This is a genomic window from Sporomusa acidovorans (genome assembly GCF_900101845.1).
GTDB classification, from domain to species: Bacteria; Bacillota; Negativicutes; order Sporomusales; family Sporomusaceae; genus Sporomusa; species Sporomusa acidovorans.
In genome coordinates this window covers 35,985-52,394 of the sequence record NZ_FNAM01000014.1, presented here as the reverse complement: position 1 = coordinate 52,394, position 16,410 = coordinate 35,985, and the positions used below count along the sequence as shown (strand labels likewise).

12 protein-coding genes are annotated in these 16,410 nt (G+C 45.8%); all 12 read right to left on the bottom strand.

The annotated features are described in order from the left end of the window. Nucleotides 1-24: 24 nt before the first annotated feature. Nucleotides 25-1,590, bottom strand: coding sequence for a response regulator transcription factor (locus tag BLR65_RS11480; protein WP_093794328.1), 1,566 nt, complete (start codon nt 1,588-1,590; stop codon nt 25-27). 30 nt (nt 1,591-1,620) lie between these two features. Next, nucleotides 1,621-3,192, bottom strand: a complete 1,572-nt coding sequence (locus tag BLR65_RS11475; protein WP_169716771.1) for a histidine kinase — start codon at nt 3,190-3,192, stop codon at nt 1,621-1,623. A 267-nt stretch (nt 3,193-3,459) separates the two neighbouring features. Further along, nucleotides 3,460-4,779, bottom strand: a complete 1,320-nt coding sequence (locus tag BLR65_RS11470) for an MFS transporter (protein WP_093794326.1) — start codon at nt 4,777-4,779, stop codon at nt 3,460-3,462. Between the two features lie 239 nt (nt 4,780-5,018). Continuing rightward, on the bottom strand, nt 5,019-5,144 hold the full coding sequence (locus BLR65_RS31400) for a hypothetical protein (protein ID WP_281241529.1): 126 nt from the start codon (nt 5,142-5,144) through the stop codon (nt 5,019-5,021). A gap of 118 nt (nt 5,145-5,262) precedes the next feature. Further along, nucleotides 5,263-6,552 carry an NPN-dependent 2-hydroxyacid racemase, LarAH10 family gene (gene larAH10 / locus BLR65_RS11465; RefSeq protein WP_093794325.1) on the bottom strand — a complete coding sequence of 430 codons (1,290 nt, stop codon included), beginning with the start codon at nt 6,550-6,552 and terminating at the stop codon, nt 5,263-5,265. Between the two features lie 36 nt (nt 6,553-6,588). Beyond that, on the bottom strand, nt 6,589-7,590 hold the full coding sequence (pdxA, locus tag BLR65_RS11460) for a 4-hydroxythreonine-4-phosphate dehydrogenase PdxA (RefSeq protein ID WP_093794324.1): 1,002 nt from the start codon (nt 7,588-7,590) through the stop codon (nt 6,589-6,591). A gap of 5 nt (nt 7,591-7,595) precedes the next feature. Beyond that, nucleotides 7,596-8,849, bottom strand: a complete 1,254-nt coding sequence (locus BLR65_RS11455; RefSeq protein WP_245692709.1) for a four-carbon acid sugar kinase family protein — start codon at nt 8,847-8,849, stop codon at nt 7,596-7,598. Nucleotides 8,850-9,308: 459 nt separating this feature from the next. Next, nucleotides 9,309-10,160, bottom strand: coding sequence for a 3-methyl-2-oxobutanoate hydroxymethyltransferase (panB, locus tag BLR65_RS11450; RefSeq protein ID WP_093794322.1), 852 nt, complete (start codon nt 10,158-10,160; stop codon nt 9,309-9,311). A gap of 32 nt (nt 10,161-10,192) precedes the next feature. Next, nucleotides 10,193-11,026, bottom strand: a complete 834-nt coding sequence (gene panB / locus BLR65_RS11445) for a 3-methyl-2-oxobutanoate hydroxymethyltransferase (RefSeq protein WP_093794321.1) — start codon at nt 11,024-11,026, stop codon at nt 10,193-10,195. A gap of 27 nt (nt 11,027-11,053) precedes the next feature. Then, nucleotides 11,054-12,718 carry a dihydroxy-acid dehydratase gene (ilvD, locus tag BLR65_RS11440; protein ID WP_093794320.1) on the bottom strand — a complete coding sequence of 555 codons (1,665 nt, stop codon included), beginning with the start codon at nt 12,716-12,718 and terminating at the stop codon, nt 11,054-11,056. Nucleotides 12,719-12,964: 246 nt separating this feature from the next. Continuing rightward, nucleotides 12,965-13,918, bottom strand: a complete 954-nt coding sequence (locus tag BLR65_RS11435; protein ID WP_093794319.1) for an ABC transporter permease — start codon at nt 13,916-13,918, stop codon at nt 12,965-12,967. Beyond that, entirely contained in the window at nt 13,902-16,403 is a 2,502-nt protein-coding gene (locus BLR65_RS11430; protein WP_093794318.1) for an ATP-binding cassette domain-containing protein, read from the bottom strand. Before BLR65_RS11430 ends, BLR65_RS11435 begins: the two co-directional genes overlap by 17 nt. Nucleotides 16,404-16,410 lie beyond the last annotated feature (7 nt).

The window sequence follows — 16,410 nt, the reverse complement described above, 5'->3', positions numbered from 1 at the left end:
ATTTTTAATGTAAACTAATGTTGATCAGGAGCCCGCCTTGCCTGCAGACGCAGTAAATGCGCTTGGCGACTGGTGATAATGCTTTTTGAAAACACTGCTAAAATAACTGGCGTCACGAAACCCAACCATCCGGGCAACCTCATTTACCGTATACCGGCCTGTCAGTAAGATCTCTTTGGCTTTTTCCAGACGAATATTGGTTAGGTAGGTTGCATAGCCTTCACCGGCGTATTTCTTGAATATGCGACAGAAGTACCCTGTGCTCATGAATAATTTCTCGGCAAACTGCTCAAGCGTAAGATCTTTATGATAATTGGTATTAATATACTCGATTGCCCATTTAACAGCCTGTTCAGCCTGATTTTGTTCCAAAGAGCCGCTATTGCTCTCCAGCTTATCGATCAAGACGCATAAACATTGTTCCAAATCATCTACGGAAACTGCCCGGTTAACTTCAGCAAGAAAGTTCTTGCGGAGCTTCCCGGCCTCATCGGCCGAAATCATGTACTCCGCATATTTTTCGATAAGGTTGTTGGCAATTTTTATAATGGCGGCATACATATATTCAGGCTGACAAAAGCTTTGTTTTGCCTCACTCAAGAATTGACGAAACGCCACTTTCGCCTTTTCGGGTTTACGTTCCAGCACATACTGCCGAATCTGTTTCTGGATAGCTTCGCATTCGATTTCTTTAGATCCTTCAACAGTGCCGTCAATGACTAACAGGCCCTGTTGACGCCAAAACATTCCCGCTTCCCGTTTCTTTTTCGCATGTTTATAATCCCTGCCAATTTGCGAAGGATCTGTCACCAAACTGATTCCGGCGCAAATTGTAATGGCATACTTGCTTTCCCAGTCTTCAAGTCGATTTTGCAAGGCCCAGCGCAGCCCATGATCCCAATTGGCAACAAGCATCACGATTTCATCACTAAAGGAAGCAAGAATTGCCTGTTCCCCCAGAAAGTCCTGTGCTTCCTGCAGCAGATGCACCTCAATTCCCACAGGCAGGTGTTCCGCATTAAACCAATAGGAAACCGAAATAACTGCCTGTGGCGTAAAATCATCCTTTTTCGAGATACTTCTGAGTATTTTCAAAGCATTAGGATTTACACTATCGTTCTTTAATAAGTCAAACAATCGCTGTTGCGCCACCACAGGTCTGTCCTTGGCGATTTGCTGTTCCAGGCGTTCCAGCCGTTGTTTCGACATCCGCTGGCTCAAGGCGGCGGCAATGCCTTTGCGAAGAGTCTCAACCAACTGAGCCGGCTTGATGGGTTTAAGCAAATAATCGGCCACGTGTGTTTGTACTGCCTGGTGGGCGTAATCAAACTGGCTATAGGCGGTTAGGATATAAATCATGGTTTCCCGATACTTTTTCCTGATAGCTTTAGCCGCCTCAAGGCCATTCATAATCGGCATATTAATATCAAGGATAACAAATTCCGGTTGATGCATGTCGACCAAATGTACGGCCTGTGCGCCATCTTCTGCCTCACCGCAAATTTGAAAAGGCAAATTGTACTGTTTGACAATATAGCGCAGGTATTGTCGCACCGCAGGCTCGTCATCGGCAATAACCATTTTGTACATTTGTACTCCTCCTAATCACTCGCGTTGAAGTTATAACGGCAACACAATCCTGGCCAAGGTTCCGCCCGTCTTAGACCGGCTTATGGTAAACTCAAAAAGTTCTCCGTAATAATGCTTTAAGCGCAAGAAAATATTTTTAATGCCAATTCCTTTCAGACTTGGCGGATCATACTCGTGATTAGGGAGTTCCCGCACTGCTGCCACAATATTATCCGGTATGCCGCAGCCATTGTCCTGAACTTCGATAACCCCGCAGGGTCCTTCTTTATAGCCGCGAATAACCAGCTTTCCTTCCCGGCGGACATCCTTAAAGCCGTGCAATATTGAATTTTCTATAAGAACCATGATGGTCATAAAAGGGATTTTAATTTCTAGAATCTCAGGCTCAATGCTAATGGTAACCGTAAATTTCTTAGGAAACCGTGTCTGCTGAATAAAAAGATAATCTTTAATATAGCTTAACTCTTCTTCAATTGTCACTAATGAATCGGCCTTTCCCAGGCTTAAGCGAAGCAGATTGGAAAGCGAGTAGGTTAAGGAAGCCAATTTGCTGGCGCCGTCCATTTCAGCCTGCTGCGCAATAGTATTTAACGTGTTAAAAAGAAAATGGGGATTGACTTGCGACTCTAAAAATTTGAGCCGGGCCTGACTGAGCGAGTGATGCAGCAACGCTTGCTTCTCTCTCTCCTGCGATAAATTGATTCGGTAGTCGCTTAATTCTTTTTCTTTCAACGAGTTGATCATTAGCTGAATAAGCGAAGCACTCACTAATGACAGCGTCTCAGCCACGGAATTCAGGTGATTGCGATGGATAAAGTTCAGTTTAAAATAAGCCTCCTGGGCACTGTCGGCGGCAAACTTATCGGAAATAGGCTCAACCTGGGTTATGTTTGTCGACAGTCTGCCATAACCGCACCCTAAATAACCAAGCACCCGGCCATTAATGATAAACGGGCTTTGGATTGCCGACACACCAAACTTGCAATGAAAAATCCTCTGTTCCATCGGCCGCTCTACAGTTGCCGTGTTTAAAATACAATCCCCTGATTTGCCCTGCATGCAGCACTGACAAATTTCCGGTAAATTTTCTTTGTCGGTTAAAAAATTACCAGCCGTGTCGATAAGTGTCACGGTCATTTGCACAGATTGCGCAAACTTTTCAACAATAGCATCCAGGTTAATTAGTTTAGCCACTTCACTAAGTTCAATATCCCAGCTACTAATTACCTCTTTTAACGGCTTAGGAATTGTTGAGTAAACAACACTCAAAAAAGAACTCTGCTGCTGCGAGGTATTCACAATTCGATGCTGACTGCCCTCACGGACATAGCCGACTTTACCTTTGTCCAGCTTTATTTTCCGCTCATTGCACCAATGAGTTGTTTCGCCCTCAAGGCCAATAATAATTTCCGTAAAACCGGAATGCATATGGGACAGTTGCTCCGCGCCGGGATAAACCGTTGCTACGGATACAGTCGGCTGAAGCTCGGCATTGCCCGGATCCAACTGCAGCCAGTGCTGCTCGCCCCAATCGAACTGCTGATCGCCAACAATGTCCACCTGAAAAGTTTCTTTTATTTTGTTAGTAACATTACTGGACATACAAACTACCTCGTGACCTTTTCTAAATATGTCTGTCATCGCTAATTATTTACTCCATTTGACAATAAAATTCCTGCCTAAGCGCTAAATATACGAAAAGACTTGGGGCTTGTGCCAAGTCCCTCAGGACGCCGGCAGAAGCCACCTGTACCCCTTTAGGGGGTATAGTCGTTCTTACTTTTTATCAGAAAGGTTAACCTTTCTGATAATGGAAAAAAGGGCTGCGGGGGATATCTCCTCCGCAACCCCTTTTTACTTTTCACAGAACTACTTCGCTACCGGGGTTGATGCATCAGTAACTCCGGGTTCGCTTTTTTTGCCAAGAGCAAGTACAGATAGCGTTCCCATAATGGCAAAAGATGCCAGGAAGTACATGCTCAAGGTCGTGGAACCGCCGCTCATATCTTTGAGGAAGCCTACGACATAAGGCCCAATAAAGCCTCCCAGGTTAGCCGTCGAGTTAATGATAGCAATACCAACTGCTGCCGTAGCCTCTGTCAGATACATATTCGGGAAAACCCAGAAAGTGCCGACAAAGCAGTAGATACCCATCTGGCTTAAGCAAATAAGCGCCATAGATATATACAAATCATTGGTCATAGTCAAACCGATCAAGCCGAAAAAGGATAGCGCGATCGGCAGAGACCCATGGTACCGGCGTTCTCCGGTATTGTCCGAATGGCGGGCGCAAAGCACCATCGCAACTACCGCAAAGAAATAAGGAATAGTGGAAATAAGGCCAATGTTAGTGATACTCAGCGCCTTTGACAGGCCTTTAATAATCTGCGGCATCCACAATCCCAAGCCGTATAAGGCGATAACATAGCACAAGTAGCAGAAGGACAGGTGCCAAACTTTGCCCATTTTGAATACTTCCCATTTGTTGGCAGGCACTTGCGCCAGTTTTGCTTCATGCTCTTTTTGCAATTCGGCAAGCAGCCATTCTTTCTCATCTTTGTCCAGGAATTTTGCCTGATCCGGACGGTCAATCATCGTGAAATAGGTTATAAACCCAAGCAGTACCGCCGGTGCTCCTTCAATGATGAACAACCAGCGCCAGCCGGCTAAGTCCAACCACATAACATTATCCATGATCCAGGTCGAAATCGGGCCGGTTATAATATTGGCCAACGCCATACCGCACATAAAAATGGAAACGGCGCTGGCAAAATACTTGCCAGGGAACCAGAAGGTTAAATACAAGATGATACAGGGATAAAAGCCAGCTTCAGCAACACCAAGCAAAACGCGAAGAATGGCGAACTGAGTTGAAGTGTGAACAAAGCCTGTAAATACAGTAACCAAACCCCAGCTGATAAGAATTCGGGTAATCCATTTACGGGCTCCGACTCTGTGCATAATAACATTACTAGGAACTTCAAAAAAGAAATAAGCAATAAAGAAGATACCAGCGATAAAGCCAAACATACTTGGGGTTATACCCAATTCCTGATTCATTTGCAAGGCAGCAAAACCGATGTTTACTCTGTCAATCATCGCCATGATATACAGCAACATCAAATACGGCAATAAATGCCAGCGCAGCTTGCTGATTGTTTTTTCCACATTCACTGTTGTACTTGCCATAATGTCCTCCTTTTATTTTTGAGTACCTTATTGATTATTCTGATTTTATCACCTCCAACGGTACTATGATGACCCTGGCCAGGGAAACCTTCAATCAAAAGATTTATTATCTTTACATATTTGCCAATTGTCGCTCAATTACCTCTGTAGTTTATTGATGAGCATCATGAATATATTGCACTCCGCATTCCATTTTTGCCCATTACAGCAAATTTACGGCAAAATCGAGCCATATCTCCTTATATTTCCCGTTTATATCCAAAAAAATCTCTTTTCGCGGCCTTGGCGAGCACAGCCTCGGCATTTTCTATCTCACTCAGTTCTATAACGGTGGTTATATCCGCCAACCCCGACTCCCAGTACACAGCGCAGCGACAGCAGTAAAAAAAATCCGCTAAAAACTTAACGGATTGCCGCTTACCACCGTTTCTATAACGGCATGCGGCAAACAGAAAAGCCTTAGCGGACTCTTACATCACTTGATTACCGCAAAATAGGCAGTGTATTGGCCCCCTGCGGCATCACGGTATAGGTGGGTTTCGCCACACCGCATTTTTCTCTGGCGATTTTGAGTGCTTCTTCAATGCTGGTTGTAGGAATCATGCCGGTTTTGCGGACAAACTCGGCATTTTCGGCACGGGTTATCATGATATAGGTGGCATGATTACTGCATTCCACTTCTTTTAGGGCTACCCAACCGGGAATCCCAAAGTCTGCACGCAATGCTTTTTCCATTGACACCTTATCGTCATATTTAAACCAGCGGGAGAATTCCTCCGGCTCATAAATATCGGCGCACTCGCTTAACAGTACGACCACACCGCCTTTTTTTACGGCATAATAGGCATTATCCATAGTTTTGCCGGTTTGATATAAATTAATATCCTTTGGGAAGCCGCCTGCTGTGGTAATGACAATATCGGCAAGGCTGTCAATTTCCACACCGTAAAGCTGATCCACTAATTTGCAGCCTTCCTTCCAGGCAGAAACCCAGTTGCCGGCGAATACGCCGCCAAATTTTCCCTCAGGCGTCGGCACCATATTGACAATAAAGTCTGGTTTAACAAAACCGGCAATTTCCATCATATCTTCATGCAATTCATTCCCCAGTGTTTTCCTGGAGGCAGCATTCGGATTAGAACCGGCGCCTACCTCACGGCCAAGTCCCCATAAATGGTTCTGGCGAATGGTTTTTATGGAACTGATGCCGGGAATAATGCTCTTGCGGCCGCCGCCAAATCCAGCCATATAGTGATAAATAATACCGCCTGTCAGAATTAGGCGATCGGCATCGGCCGCGATTTTATTAATGGAAACTTCGGTGCCTGTACTCGTTTTCCCTAAATACACCATATTATCGGCATCAAAGGCATCATGATTTACGATTTTAATTCGATCATAAATTTCTTTGCCGCACAGTTGAACAAACTCTTCTTCGGTATTTTTACGGTGTCCGCCTACGGCGATGATAATGGTAATATTGCTGTCCGGTACACCGGCTTTGTTCAAAGTGGCAATCACTTCCGGCAATACCAGCGGCATCTGCTGCCAGGCGCGGGTAATATCGCTAACGGCGATTGCCACGGTTTCACCAGGCCTTACCAGTTCAGCAAGCGGCGGTGCATCAATGGGCTTAGCCAAGGCCTGGCGCACAGCCCCCGGAATATCGCTAATCGGCGGATACTCTTTACCAACGATTTCGTGGAGCAACTGTTCACTGGGGATAGAAAAACTCATCTCTTCCTTGCCATACTTCAACGTAAATTTTCTCATCTTCCTACACCTCTATCACATTTATTTAACTATCATCTACTGATGCGCACCGCGGGCCACATGCGCGGCAAACTCAATGGCGGCAGTCATGCTGCCGCTATCGGCTAATCCCTTGCCGGCAATATCAAACGCTGTTCCGTGGTCAACCGACGTGCGGAGAAACGGCAGACCGACCGTAACATTGATGCCATCCTCAAAACCTAAAAGTTTAATAGGAATATGCCCTTGGTCGTGATACATAACAACGACAATATCGAATTCCTTACGGCGTGCAGCCCGGAAAAACACGGTATCAGGCGGAACCGGGCCGGTAACCTGTATCCCCTGTGCCTTTGCCGCTGCTATTGCCGGGTTAATTTCCTCAATTTCTTCCCGCCCAAACAAGCCATTTTCGCCTGCATGCGCATTAAAGCCGGCAACAGCGATTCTTGGGGTTTCAATTCCCAGCAGACGCAACGTACGATCGGCCAAAGAAATAATTTTAAGCACCCGTTCCCGGGTAATAAGGTCGGCCGCTTCCCGCATCGAAACATGCGTTGTTACATGAATGACCCGCAGGGCATCGCCGGCCAGCATCATGGCATAATCGTCGGTATGGCTGAGCTGGGCCAGAATCTCAGTATGCCCCGGAAAATTATGCCCGCCTTTATGGAGAGCTTCTTTGTTAAGCGGCGCCGTAACAACGGCGGCTACCGTCTTTTGCATGGCCTGTTCAATCGCACCCGCTAAATATTCGTAAGCGGCGTGACCGGCTCTGGCATCCACCTGGCCAAAAGGAAGATCTGCCGGAATATTGGCAAAATCCAGAACATCAATTTTTCCATATTGATAATCGCCTTCCCGGGCACCGACAACCCGCTGTATCACCAGCTGGCTACCAACAATGCCGGCAGCCAGCTTGATTCTTGCCGCATCGCCAAACACCAGCGGACAGCATAATTGATACACTTTTTCATCATTTAAAGCCTTCACAATGACTTCAGGGCCACAGCCTGCGGCATCCCCCATCGTAATAGCCAAAATTGGTCGTTGTTCCATTGCGTTTATCTCCTTTGCATTTGCTCAAGTGCCTTGACTAAAACATCGGGAGTACCGAATGCACCTGCTTTTGTGAGAACATGTATTGTTTTTCCTGTTGCTGTTTCCATTTCACCAAGCGGCATGGCCGGCGCCAGTTCCTCCAGAATACGGATGCCTGTCACGCCAAGTGCCTGACAAACGGCAGCAGCCGTGTCCCCGCCGGTCAAAACCATACAGGATATTTCCTGCTTTGCCAATATGGCAGAACCCAGCCAACCAAGGACTTCAGAAACACTTTCGCTGATCTTTGCCAGTGGCATACCATATTTTGCACCAATACTTTTAGCCTGCTCCAATGCATCTTCCTGGTAGCCTGAAGCCAGCACAACATTTTTCCCGTTGGCTAAATGAATAAGCGCATGCCGTAAACAGGAATCAAAATGAGCTTTCTGCCAGGGAAAACTACTAACGATTACTTCGACCAACACATAATTTTTGTCCAAAAGCCGTTTGACTTGTTCTCTAGTTACTGAGCTGATACTACCGGCAATAACCAGCACCGGCTTTTTCTTCTCCGCTTTTTTACTTAAGCCCAGTAACAGTTGCGGTATATACTCAGCCAGCCCGGCCGATCCAACCCAGAGAACGCGTTCCGATATTTTAGACACAGCCTGAATAGCTATGGGAAAATGGTCTTCCTGCCAGGCATCGCAGCTCACAATCCGGCAGCCTTCAGCCAAATAGCCCCGGATAGCCGCAATGATCGCCTCTTCCCCCTGACAAATTTCCTTGATGCCAATATGCCCTACCTTGCCACCGGACTGTGCTGCCAGCAACGCCGGCAGTATAGTTTCATGAACAGGACACTTGGGGTCGCAAGCAATCTCCGTGGCTGCCAGCGGAACTCCCTGCAGAAGATGATGTCCTCCCACTGTTGTGCGCCCATTCTTAGGAAATGCGGGCATTACAAAAGCAAAGTCATGAATTTCCAAGTCGAGAATGGCGTTTAATTCAACACCGATGTTTCCGCGCAAAGTAGAATCAATCTTTTTATAAAAGTGAGAAAAACCGGCAGCCTGGGCCTGTTTTGCCACTTGGTTTACCTTGCGGTAAGCCTCTTCGGCAGGCAGCGCCCGGCTGTTCGTGTCGGCAACCACAACCACTTTGCCGGTAGAACTTGTTATGGAGTTCCCCTCTAAAATAACTTCTGTTGATAATCCATTGCGCGCAAACTGTAACCCGGTATCGTTCGCGCCAGTCAAATCATCGGCAATCACGACTATTGACTTACCTGCTATGCTCAGAATTTTTTCCCCCTTTATTTGGTCATTGTTCGTATAAAGTAATTCCCCAAAAAAAGAGTACTTCTCTTTGCATCTCGCAAAAACCTCCAGAATATAGGGTTTACCTGTATCGTGAAAATAGTAATTAATTTTAACTGTATCATGTCCAATAAAGATTTATAGGCAGGGTGTTAGTAAAAGCGGAAGTCAAGCGCCAGCGGTGGAGCGTTACTAACGCCCTGCCAGAAAGAAATCTTTATTGGATTTCCTATGCAATGTGCAAAAAAGGCTGGAGGAAGTTCCCCGCAGCCTTTTTTTAGCCCTTGCTTATTTATCCGATGACTAACCCGTTCTAATACTCCCGTCCTCTGCAGACGGGAGTAAAGAACGGCTAAGTCCCTGGATAATTCGACTAAGATTCAGATGGGGTTAACCCCCCATCTGAATCAAGTCTCATTTACCCAACAAAGCAAGAAACTCTTTTACTTCTGCTTCGCTCATCTTGTAGGTATGCTCATTATCGTCAGGGAATTGACCCTTTCTGACTTCTTCCGTATAATCTTTAAAAGCCTTTGTCAGGACTTCGCCGACACTTGCATATTTCTTGACGAATTTCGGCGTAAAGTTATCGTACATGCCAACCATATCCGCATAAATCAGCAGTTGTCCGTGCGTATAAGAACCGGCCCCGATACCTAAAATGGGAATACCTGCTTTTTCGGTAATAGCCTTACCGACAGCAGCGGGTACGCCTTCTACCAGGATAGCGAAAGCGCCGGCTTCTTCAATAGCTTTTGCCTCCTCAACAAGCTTCATCGCTGCCGCAGCGCTGCGGCCCTGCGCCCGGTAACCGCCGATTTGGCCCATGAACTGCGGCGTTAAACCGATATGACCGAATACTAAGATACCGGCTTGTTGAATGGCTTTAACCCGGCGGGCGATCAGCTCACCGCCGCCCTCAAGTTTAATACTGTCAACACCGGCTTCTTTTACCAAACGGCCGGCATTGGCTATAGCTTCTTCATCAGACTTCTGATAGGACATATACGGCATATCGCCGACAATAAAGGTATTAGGCGCGCCACGGCGGACAGCCTGGCAATGGCGGACCATATCATCCATGGTTACCGGGAAAGTAGTATCATAGCCCAGGCTTACCATGCCAAGAGAATCGCCAACCAGGATCATATCCACCCCGGCTTTTTCTTGCATTTTGGCAGTGAGATAGTCGTAGGCAGTTAACCATACAATTTTCTCGCCTTTTTCCACCATTTGTTTGAAATCATTAATTGTTTTTTTGGCCATTATCCATCCATCTCCTCATATATGCTAAGAACTTAGTAAAGGCGTTTCAAATCCTCATCCTTCATAGTGAAGCAATGTTTTTCCTCGGGGAAAGTGCCATCGTCAATTTCTTTGCACCAGGTGTCAAACACGTCGACCATTTGCTGTCCCATTTGTGCATACTGTTTAACGAATTTGGGTACAAATTTGTCAAAGATGCCAACAAGGTCATAGGCGTTGAGGTTGTGTCCGTTGCAGTCAGGACCGCCGCCAACACTGATGGTCGCAGCATGAATTTTTTCCGTAATTAATTTGCACAGGCTGGAAGGCATGCATTCAAGCACCATGGCAAATACACCGGCGTTATCAATGGCCTGGGCGTCCTGCATAAGCTTTTCAGCAGCCTCCGCGCTTTTACCCTGAACTTTAAAGCCACCCATCATGGCAGCGGTTTGCGGCGTTAAGCCGATGTGCCCCATAACCGGTATACCGGCGTCTGCAACTGCCTTTACTGTTTCGGCGATTTTAATGCCGCCTTCCATTTTAACACAATCGGCACCGGCTTTTAACAGGATACCGGCATGGCGAATGGCTTCGTCACGGTTAACCTGGTAGGATAAGAACGGCATATCACCAACAATAAAAGTATTGGGTGCGCCGCGACGGACAAGTTTTACATGATACAGAATATCTTCAAAATTTACCGGCACAGTGCTGTCATGGCCCTGGATAACCATTCCCAGGGAATCGCCCACTAAGATAAGCTCGGCGGCGGAACGGTCAACAATACCGGCCATCGGGTAATCATATACGGTAATCATTTTAAACTTCTTCCCGTTTTGCTTGGTCTCCAGAATCTGAGGAATTGTAATTTTTGTTTTAGCCATTTTTATAGCCCCCTATAATTATCGTTATTATTTAAATACGGCGCCATCCATTGCTGATGAAACCATTTTTGAATAGCGATCAAGATAACTGCCCTTAATAACATGATCTGGATTCATCGGTTTCCAGGCTGCTTTACGGCGGGCCAGTTCTTCATCGCTTACATGCAGATGAACAGTACCTTTAGGAATATCGATTTCAATCATATCGCCCTCTTCAATTAAGGCAATCGGGCCGCCTTCGGCTGCTTCCGGCGAAACATGTCCCACCGCAGCACCGGCTGTAGCACCGGAGAAACGACCGTCAGTTATCAGGGCAACTTCCTTGGATAAGCCCATGCCAACGATGGCAGCCGTAGCGGTAAGCATTTCCCGCATACCAGGGCCGCCTTTTGGTCCTTCGTATCTTACGACAACGACATCACCCGGTTTAATCTGTCCGCCGTAAATAGCCGCCACTGCAGGTTCTTCCTGATTAAAGATCCTGGCAGGTCCTTTATGGTGATACATTTCCGGAACAACAGCCGCGCTCTTGCAGACTGAACCATGAGGTGCCAGGTTGCCGTACAGCAACTGCAAGCCGCCTTTGGCCGAATAGGGATTGTCCATGGGTCTGATGACCGTGTTATTGATCACCTTAGCTTCACTAACATTTTCAGCAACGGTTTTACCGGTTACTGTCATTGCATCTTTGTGCAACAGGCCATTCTTACATAATTGCCCCATCAATGCCGTTATACCGCCGGCATTATGCACATCGGCAGGATAGTGGCCATTATTGGCAGGTTTTATTTTTACAAGATGAGGAACTTTTTGGGCTAGTTCGGCAAAGCAATTCACATCAAAATCAATACCGGCTGTTTTGGCTAATGCGGTCAAATGGAGAATGGTATTCGTGGATCCGCCAATAGCCAGGTCTACCGTAATTGTATTTTCAATAGCTTCTTTGGTGACAATCTGGCGCGGTAAAATTGATTTATTAAAAAGCTCCATAATCTTCATACCGGTTTGTTTGGCCAAAGCCAGTCTTCTGCCAGTCCCGGCCATACAGGTTGCTCCCGGCAGGCACATGCCAAGCGCTTCGGTAAGGAAGTTCATCGTATTGGCTGTTCCCAGCAAGTTGCAGGCACCGCAGCCAGGCAGCGCGTCTCTTTCTCTTCTTGATAATTCTTCACGGGTAATAATTCCTCTGGCCACATCGCCCTGAGCGGCCATCAAATCGGTGTAACCGATTTCCTGGCCGTCAACGCAACCGGTCGCCATCGGGCCGCCGCTAATCATAATGGCCGGAATGTTGAGGCGAACAGCCGACATTAGTAAACCTGGAGTTATTTTATCACAGTTGGTGATAAGCACCATAGCGTCATATTGATGACCGTTGACCATACATTCTACCGAGTCACAAATTAATTCCCGGCTGGCCAGCGGGTAGTGCATGCCATAGTTGCCTTGCGCAATCCCATCACAAAGACCAATGGTCGGGAATTCAATCGGCGTACCGCCGGCGGCAATAATACCTTCCTTGACGGCCTTGGCAATGCTGTCCAAATGAACATGTCCGGGCATCGTCTCATTCTGCGTATTTACCACAGCAATGAGCGGCTTATCCAAATCTTCCGGCAGAAAACCCATAGAATAGTACAACGCGCGGTGTGTTGCCCGTTCTAATCCCCTGGTGGTTATATGACTTCTCATTATTATGATTGCCTCCTCTTTCTAATATACATCTTCTACATACATACCAGCATCAACCAACAAAATTCTGCATACCCGTATTCTGTTTGCTATACCTATTCCTCTAGTGCATCGTTTCTACCTTCTGAATTTTTTGACATCACCATTAGGAATCTTGTCTTATTGCCTAAGCCCATTTCAGGAAGCACTAAACTAATTCACTGTTCATAGGCGTAAAGCATTTTTCCCTCAACCGGACAGACTTGCTCATTCACTATCCGCATGCGGATTATCAATGATCAGCACTAAAATCAAGATAATTCCTTCCACAATATATTGAACCCCAATTGGCAAACCGCTTATAACCATAAGCGTTACCATTAACATCAGCATCAGTGCGCCAAAAGCTGCTCCGACAGGCGACGCTTTGCCGCCTGCAACTAATGTTCCGCCAATGACTACCGCCCCAACCGACTGCAGCATATAAGCCTGTCCCATTTCCAGGAACGCTCCGTCTATCCTGGCGCCAATTAAGGCCCCCCCTGCTGCTGCCAGCAAGCCGCTTATCATATAGGCAATCATAATCGTTTTATTTACGTTGATCCCGGCAAGAAAAGCGGCAAGCCTGTTTTGTCCTACTGCAATGAGTGCCCGTCCATAAGACATCTTTTCAAAGCTAAACACAATCATCAAGAGTAAAACAAGCGCAAATACTATAATAATTGGAATCCCTAAGAATCTCCCATTGGCAATGGTTGTCAGAACGACACTGGTTTTATGCGAAGAATAGCTGGATGAATAAACCAGTACTGCCGAATTGACGATAAAACCAATAGCCATTGTAGCAATAATAGGGGGAATCTTGAAAATTATGATGGAAATAGCATTTAAAAAACCAATCAGCAGCCCGACAGCCGCTATAATTGCCATAGCCAGTATTAAATTACTTTCTACCCCTTGGATAATTCCAAAAGACATAAAAGCCGACAAAGTAATAACATAAGGAATTGACAAATCAATTCCGCCATCGCCTGAGGTGATAGCGTACATCTGCCCAAAAGATACAATAGCCAGCAGCGATGCCAGGGCCGCATTGACTAAAAGAGACTGAAAATCCAGTTTTGACAAAACCAGACCTGTAATAAGCCAGCAGATCAGACTGCCAAGGCAGGCCCAAATCCAGGGTTTATCTTTGCCTATATTATTAATAGCAATTTTCATTATTCTTCCTCCTAATAGCGACCCGGATTGCCAGAATGATAAACATGAGACATCCTTGAACTGCCGGCTGATAGTTACTGCCAATATGAACAAAGCCGACCAAAGCACCGATAAGCGAAAGAGTTACCGCACCAAACACCACGCCAAACGGTTCGACAATTCCGCCGACAAGTTCACCTCCACCCATGATCACAGCTGCGATACTGAGCATCGTATAAGAGGATGCGGCATTCGCGTCAGCGGCCGTTGTTATTCCTGTCAATGAAATGCCTGCCAGGACACCAAAGAAACCCGCCAGCGTATATAACGCTACTTTTGCTTTCATTGTCGACCAACCGCTTCTGGCTATAGCTTTGGGATTATTGCCAAAGCCTCTGAGAACCGTTCCATATTTAGAACGTATAATAATCAAATAAGCGACAACGGCAATGACTAATGTTAGTACAATTGATTCCGGTATAAGCGGAAATTCCATGTTAAAAAAGCTGACCAATGCAGCCGGCGCACTACCACCGGGCTTTTCCATAACACTTAAAGCAATACCAAGCCAAATAAAGGATGAGCCCAATGTTACAACAATAGCCGGAATTTTTCTTATATGAATGATGGCTCCTAAAACCGCATACCCTGCTATCCCCAAAAACAAAATAAGCATTCCTAAGAATGGATTAGAAACCAGTATCGTGGCACTGATAACATTTGCAAATCCCAAAAATGCCCCCATTCCCAAGTCTATATCGCTGGCAGCAATAATGAACATTTGGCTTATGGATGCCAAAATTAAAGGTATCGCCGACCCAATGAGCAGATTGATGCCAAAAGCCGTAACAGCGTGTGGATTAATATAGCTGATAACCGCAACAATAAGCGCCAAGGCTATGCAAGGCATCGCCGTCCGTTGCCTGCTGAAAAAATTGGCAATCTTATGCTGGTCTTTGCTATTGTTTTTTTCTTTATTTTTACGATAATCATCCGCAGTGATAAACGACGCATCAATAATATTAGCCTTAGAGATTTCATTGTTAGCTAATTCTTTAACTAAATAGCCATCATGCATTACCAGCACTCTATCGCATTCTGTCAATTCTTCTTCTTCTGTGCTATGCCAGATGATTAACTTTCCCTGGTCCGCAGCTTCACGATAAAGCTGGGCAAGCTGCCGTTTGGTTTCCACATCTACCCCGCGGCTTGGATCATCGAGAAGTATAATATTGGCATCAGACAAAAATGCCCTGGCAATTAATGCTTTTTGCTGGTTGCCGCCGCTCAAACTGACTAAGGGGACATGTATGTCCGCTGCTTTGATCTTGAGGCGCTCAAACCATGTTTTTCCCCATTGCTCCTCCTGTTTTTTATCAACAAGCCTGTCTTTATTAAACTTCGTCAGCGCTGTTATACTCATATTTTCCAAAATAGACCATAATGGGAAGACACCTTCTTTAGACCGGTCACCGGAAACATACGCCACTGTGTCATGAATGGAAATACACTTGTTTTTTCCCGGCTGCCGGCTAGCCTGATAAAGAATATTCAAAAGCGCCTTTTGGCCGCTGCCTTCTAAACCAGTAACCCCGATCACTTCACCGGCATACATTTTCGTGCTGATGTTATGAACCTGATCATTATCTAAGTTGCTTATCTCGATTTTGAGATTTGCCTGCTCACGAGTTGCATTCCTGTTTTCCGTTTTGCTTGTTTGATTTTTCTCCGCCTGTGATACGCCGCCCATCTGTTGAATCAAAATTGCCTCATTTATATCACAGGATTGATTGGTACAGCTTAGCCGGCCATTATTCATTACGGTAACATTGTTACATATTTTTAAAACCTCCTGCAGCCTATGAGAAATAAAGATAAAAGCCATGCCTGTCTCCCTTGCCTTCAGAACAAACTGTATCAATTGCTCGGTCTGTTCAGCGCCTAACGAAGAAGTAGGCTCATCCAAAATAAGCAACTTTAATTCCGGATCACAGGCTGCTCTTGCAATTTCAATCATTTGTCGCTGAGCGATAGAAAGGTTTGATACGGTTTCTGTCGTATCAATGTTATTTCCCGGAAAAACTTTTTCCAAAAATTCACGCGCCGTCTCGTTTGCCCGTTTTCGCCAGTTGCTTCCCTTAAAAATCTGATGCTGTTCAATAAAAAAATTCTCATAAACTTTAAGGTTCGTGCAAAGCGAAAGCTCCTGATACACCACGCGAATACCAAGTTGGCGTGCAACCGCAGTCGAATATTGGGCGCTATTTAATTCCTTTCCTAAAAAATTAAGTGAGCCTGAATCGGGTTTTGTTACGCCGGCAATAATACGCATCATCGTACTTTTTCCCGCACCATTGGCTCCAACCAACCCCAATACTTCGCCCTTGTTTAATGATATAAACATTTCGTCAACTGCTTTGGTAGCGCCATAAGTTTTCAGTATGTGGGACGCCTCCAACAACACTTCTTTTGTATTTGTTTGGGTCTTAGATTCCTCGCTGATCATGAAAGGC

Excerpts from the sequence above, each read along its gene's own strand:
- BLR65_RS11480 (WP_093794328.1), bottom strand. The coding sequence starts at position 1,590 with ATGTACAAAATGGTTATTGCCGATGACGAGCCTGCGGTGCGACAATAC.
- BLR65_RS11475 (WP_169716771.1), bottom strand. The coding sequence starts at position 3,192 with ATGTCCAGTAATGTTACTAACAAAATAAAAGAAACTTTTCAGGTGGAC.
- BLR65_RS11470 (WP_093794326.1), bottom strand. The coding sequence starts at position 4,779 with ATGGCAAGTACAACAGTGAATGTGGAAAAAACAATCAGCAAGCTGCGC.
- larAH10 (WP_093794325.1), bottom strand. The coding sequence starts at position 6,552 with ATGAGAAAATTTACGTTGAAGTATGGCAAGGAAGAGATGAGTTTTTCT.
- pdxA (WP_093794324.1), bottom strand. The coding sequence starts at position 7,590 with ATGGAACAACGACCAATTTTGGCTATTACGATGGGGGATGCCGCAGGC.
- panB (WP_093794322.1), bottom strand. The coding sequence starts at position 10,160 with ATGGCCAAAAAAACAATTAATGATTTCAAACAAATGGTGGAAAAAGGC.
- panB (WP_093794321.1), bottom strand. The coding sequence starts at position 11,026 with ATGGCTAAAACAAAAATTACAATTCCTCAGATTCTGGAGACCAAGCAA.
- ilvD (WP_093794320.1), bottom strand. The coding sequence starts at position 12,718 with ATGAGAAGTCATATAACCACCAGGGGATTAGAACGGGCAACACACCGC.
- BLR65_RS11435 (WP_093794319.1), bottom strand. The coding sequence starts at position 13,918 with ATGAAAATTGCTATTAATAATATAGGCAAAGATAAACCCTGGATTTGG.
- BLR65_RS11430 (WP_093794318.1), bottom strand. The coding sequence starts at position 16,403 with ATGATCAGCGAGGAATCTAAGACCCAAACAAATACAAAAGAAGTGTTG.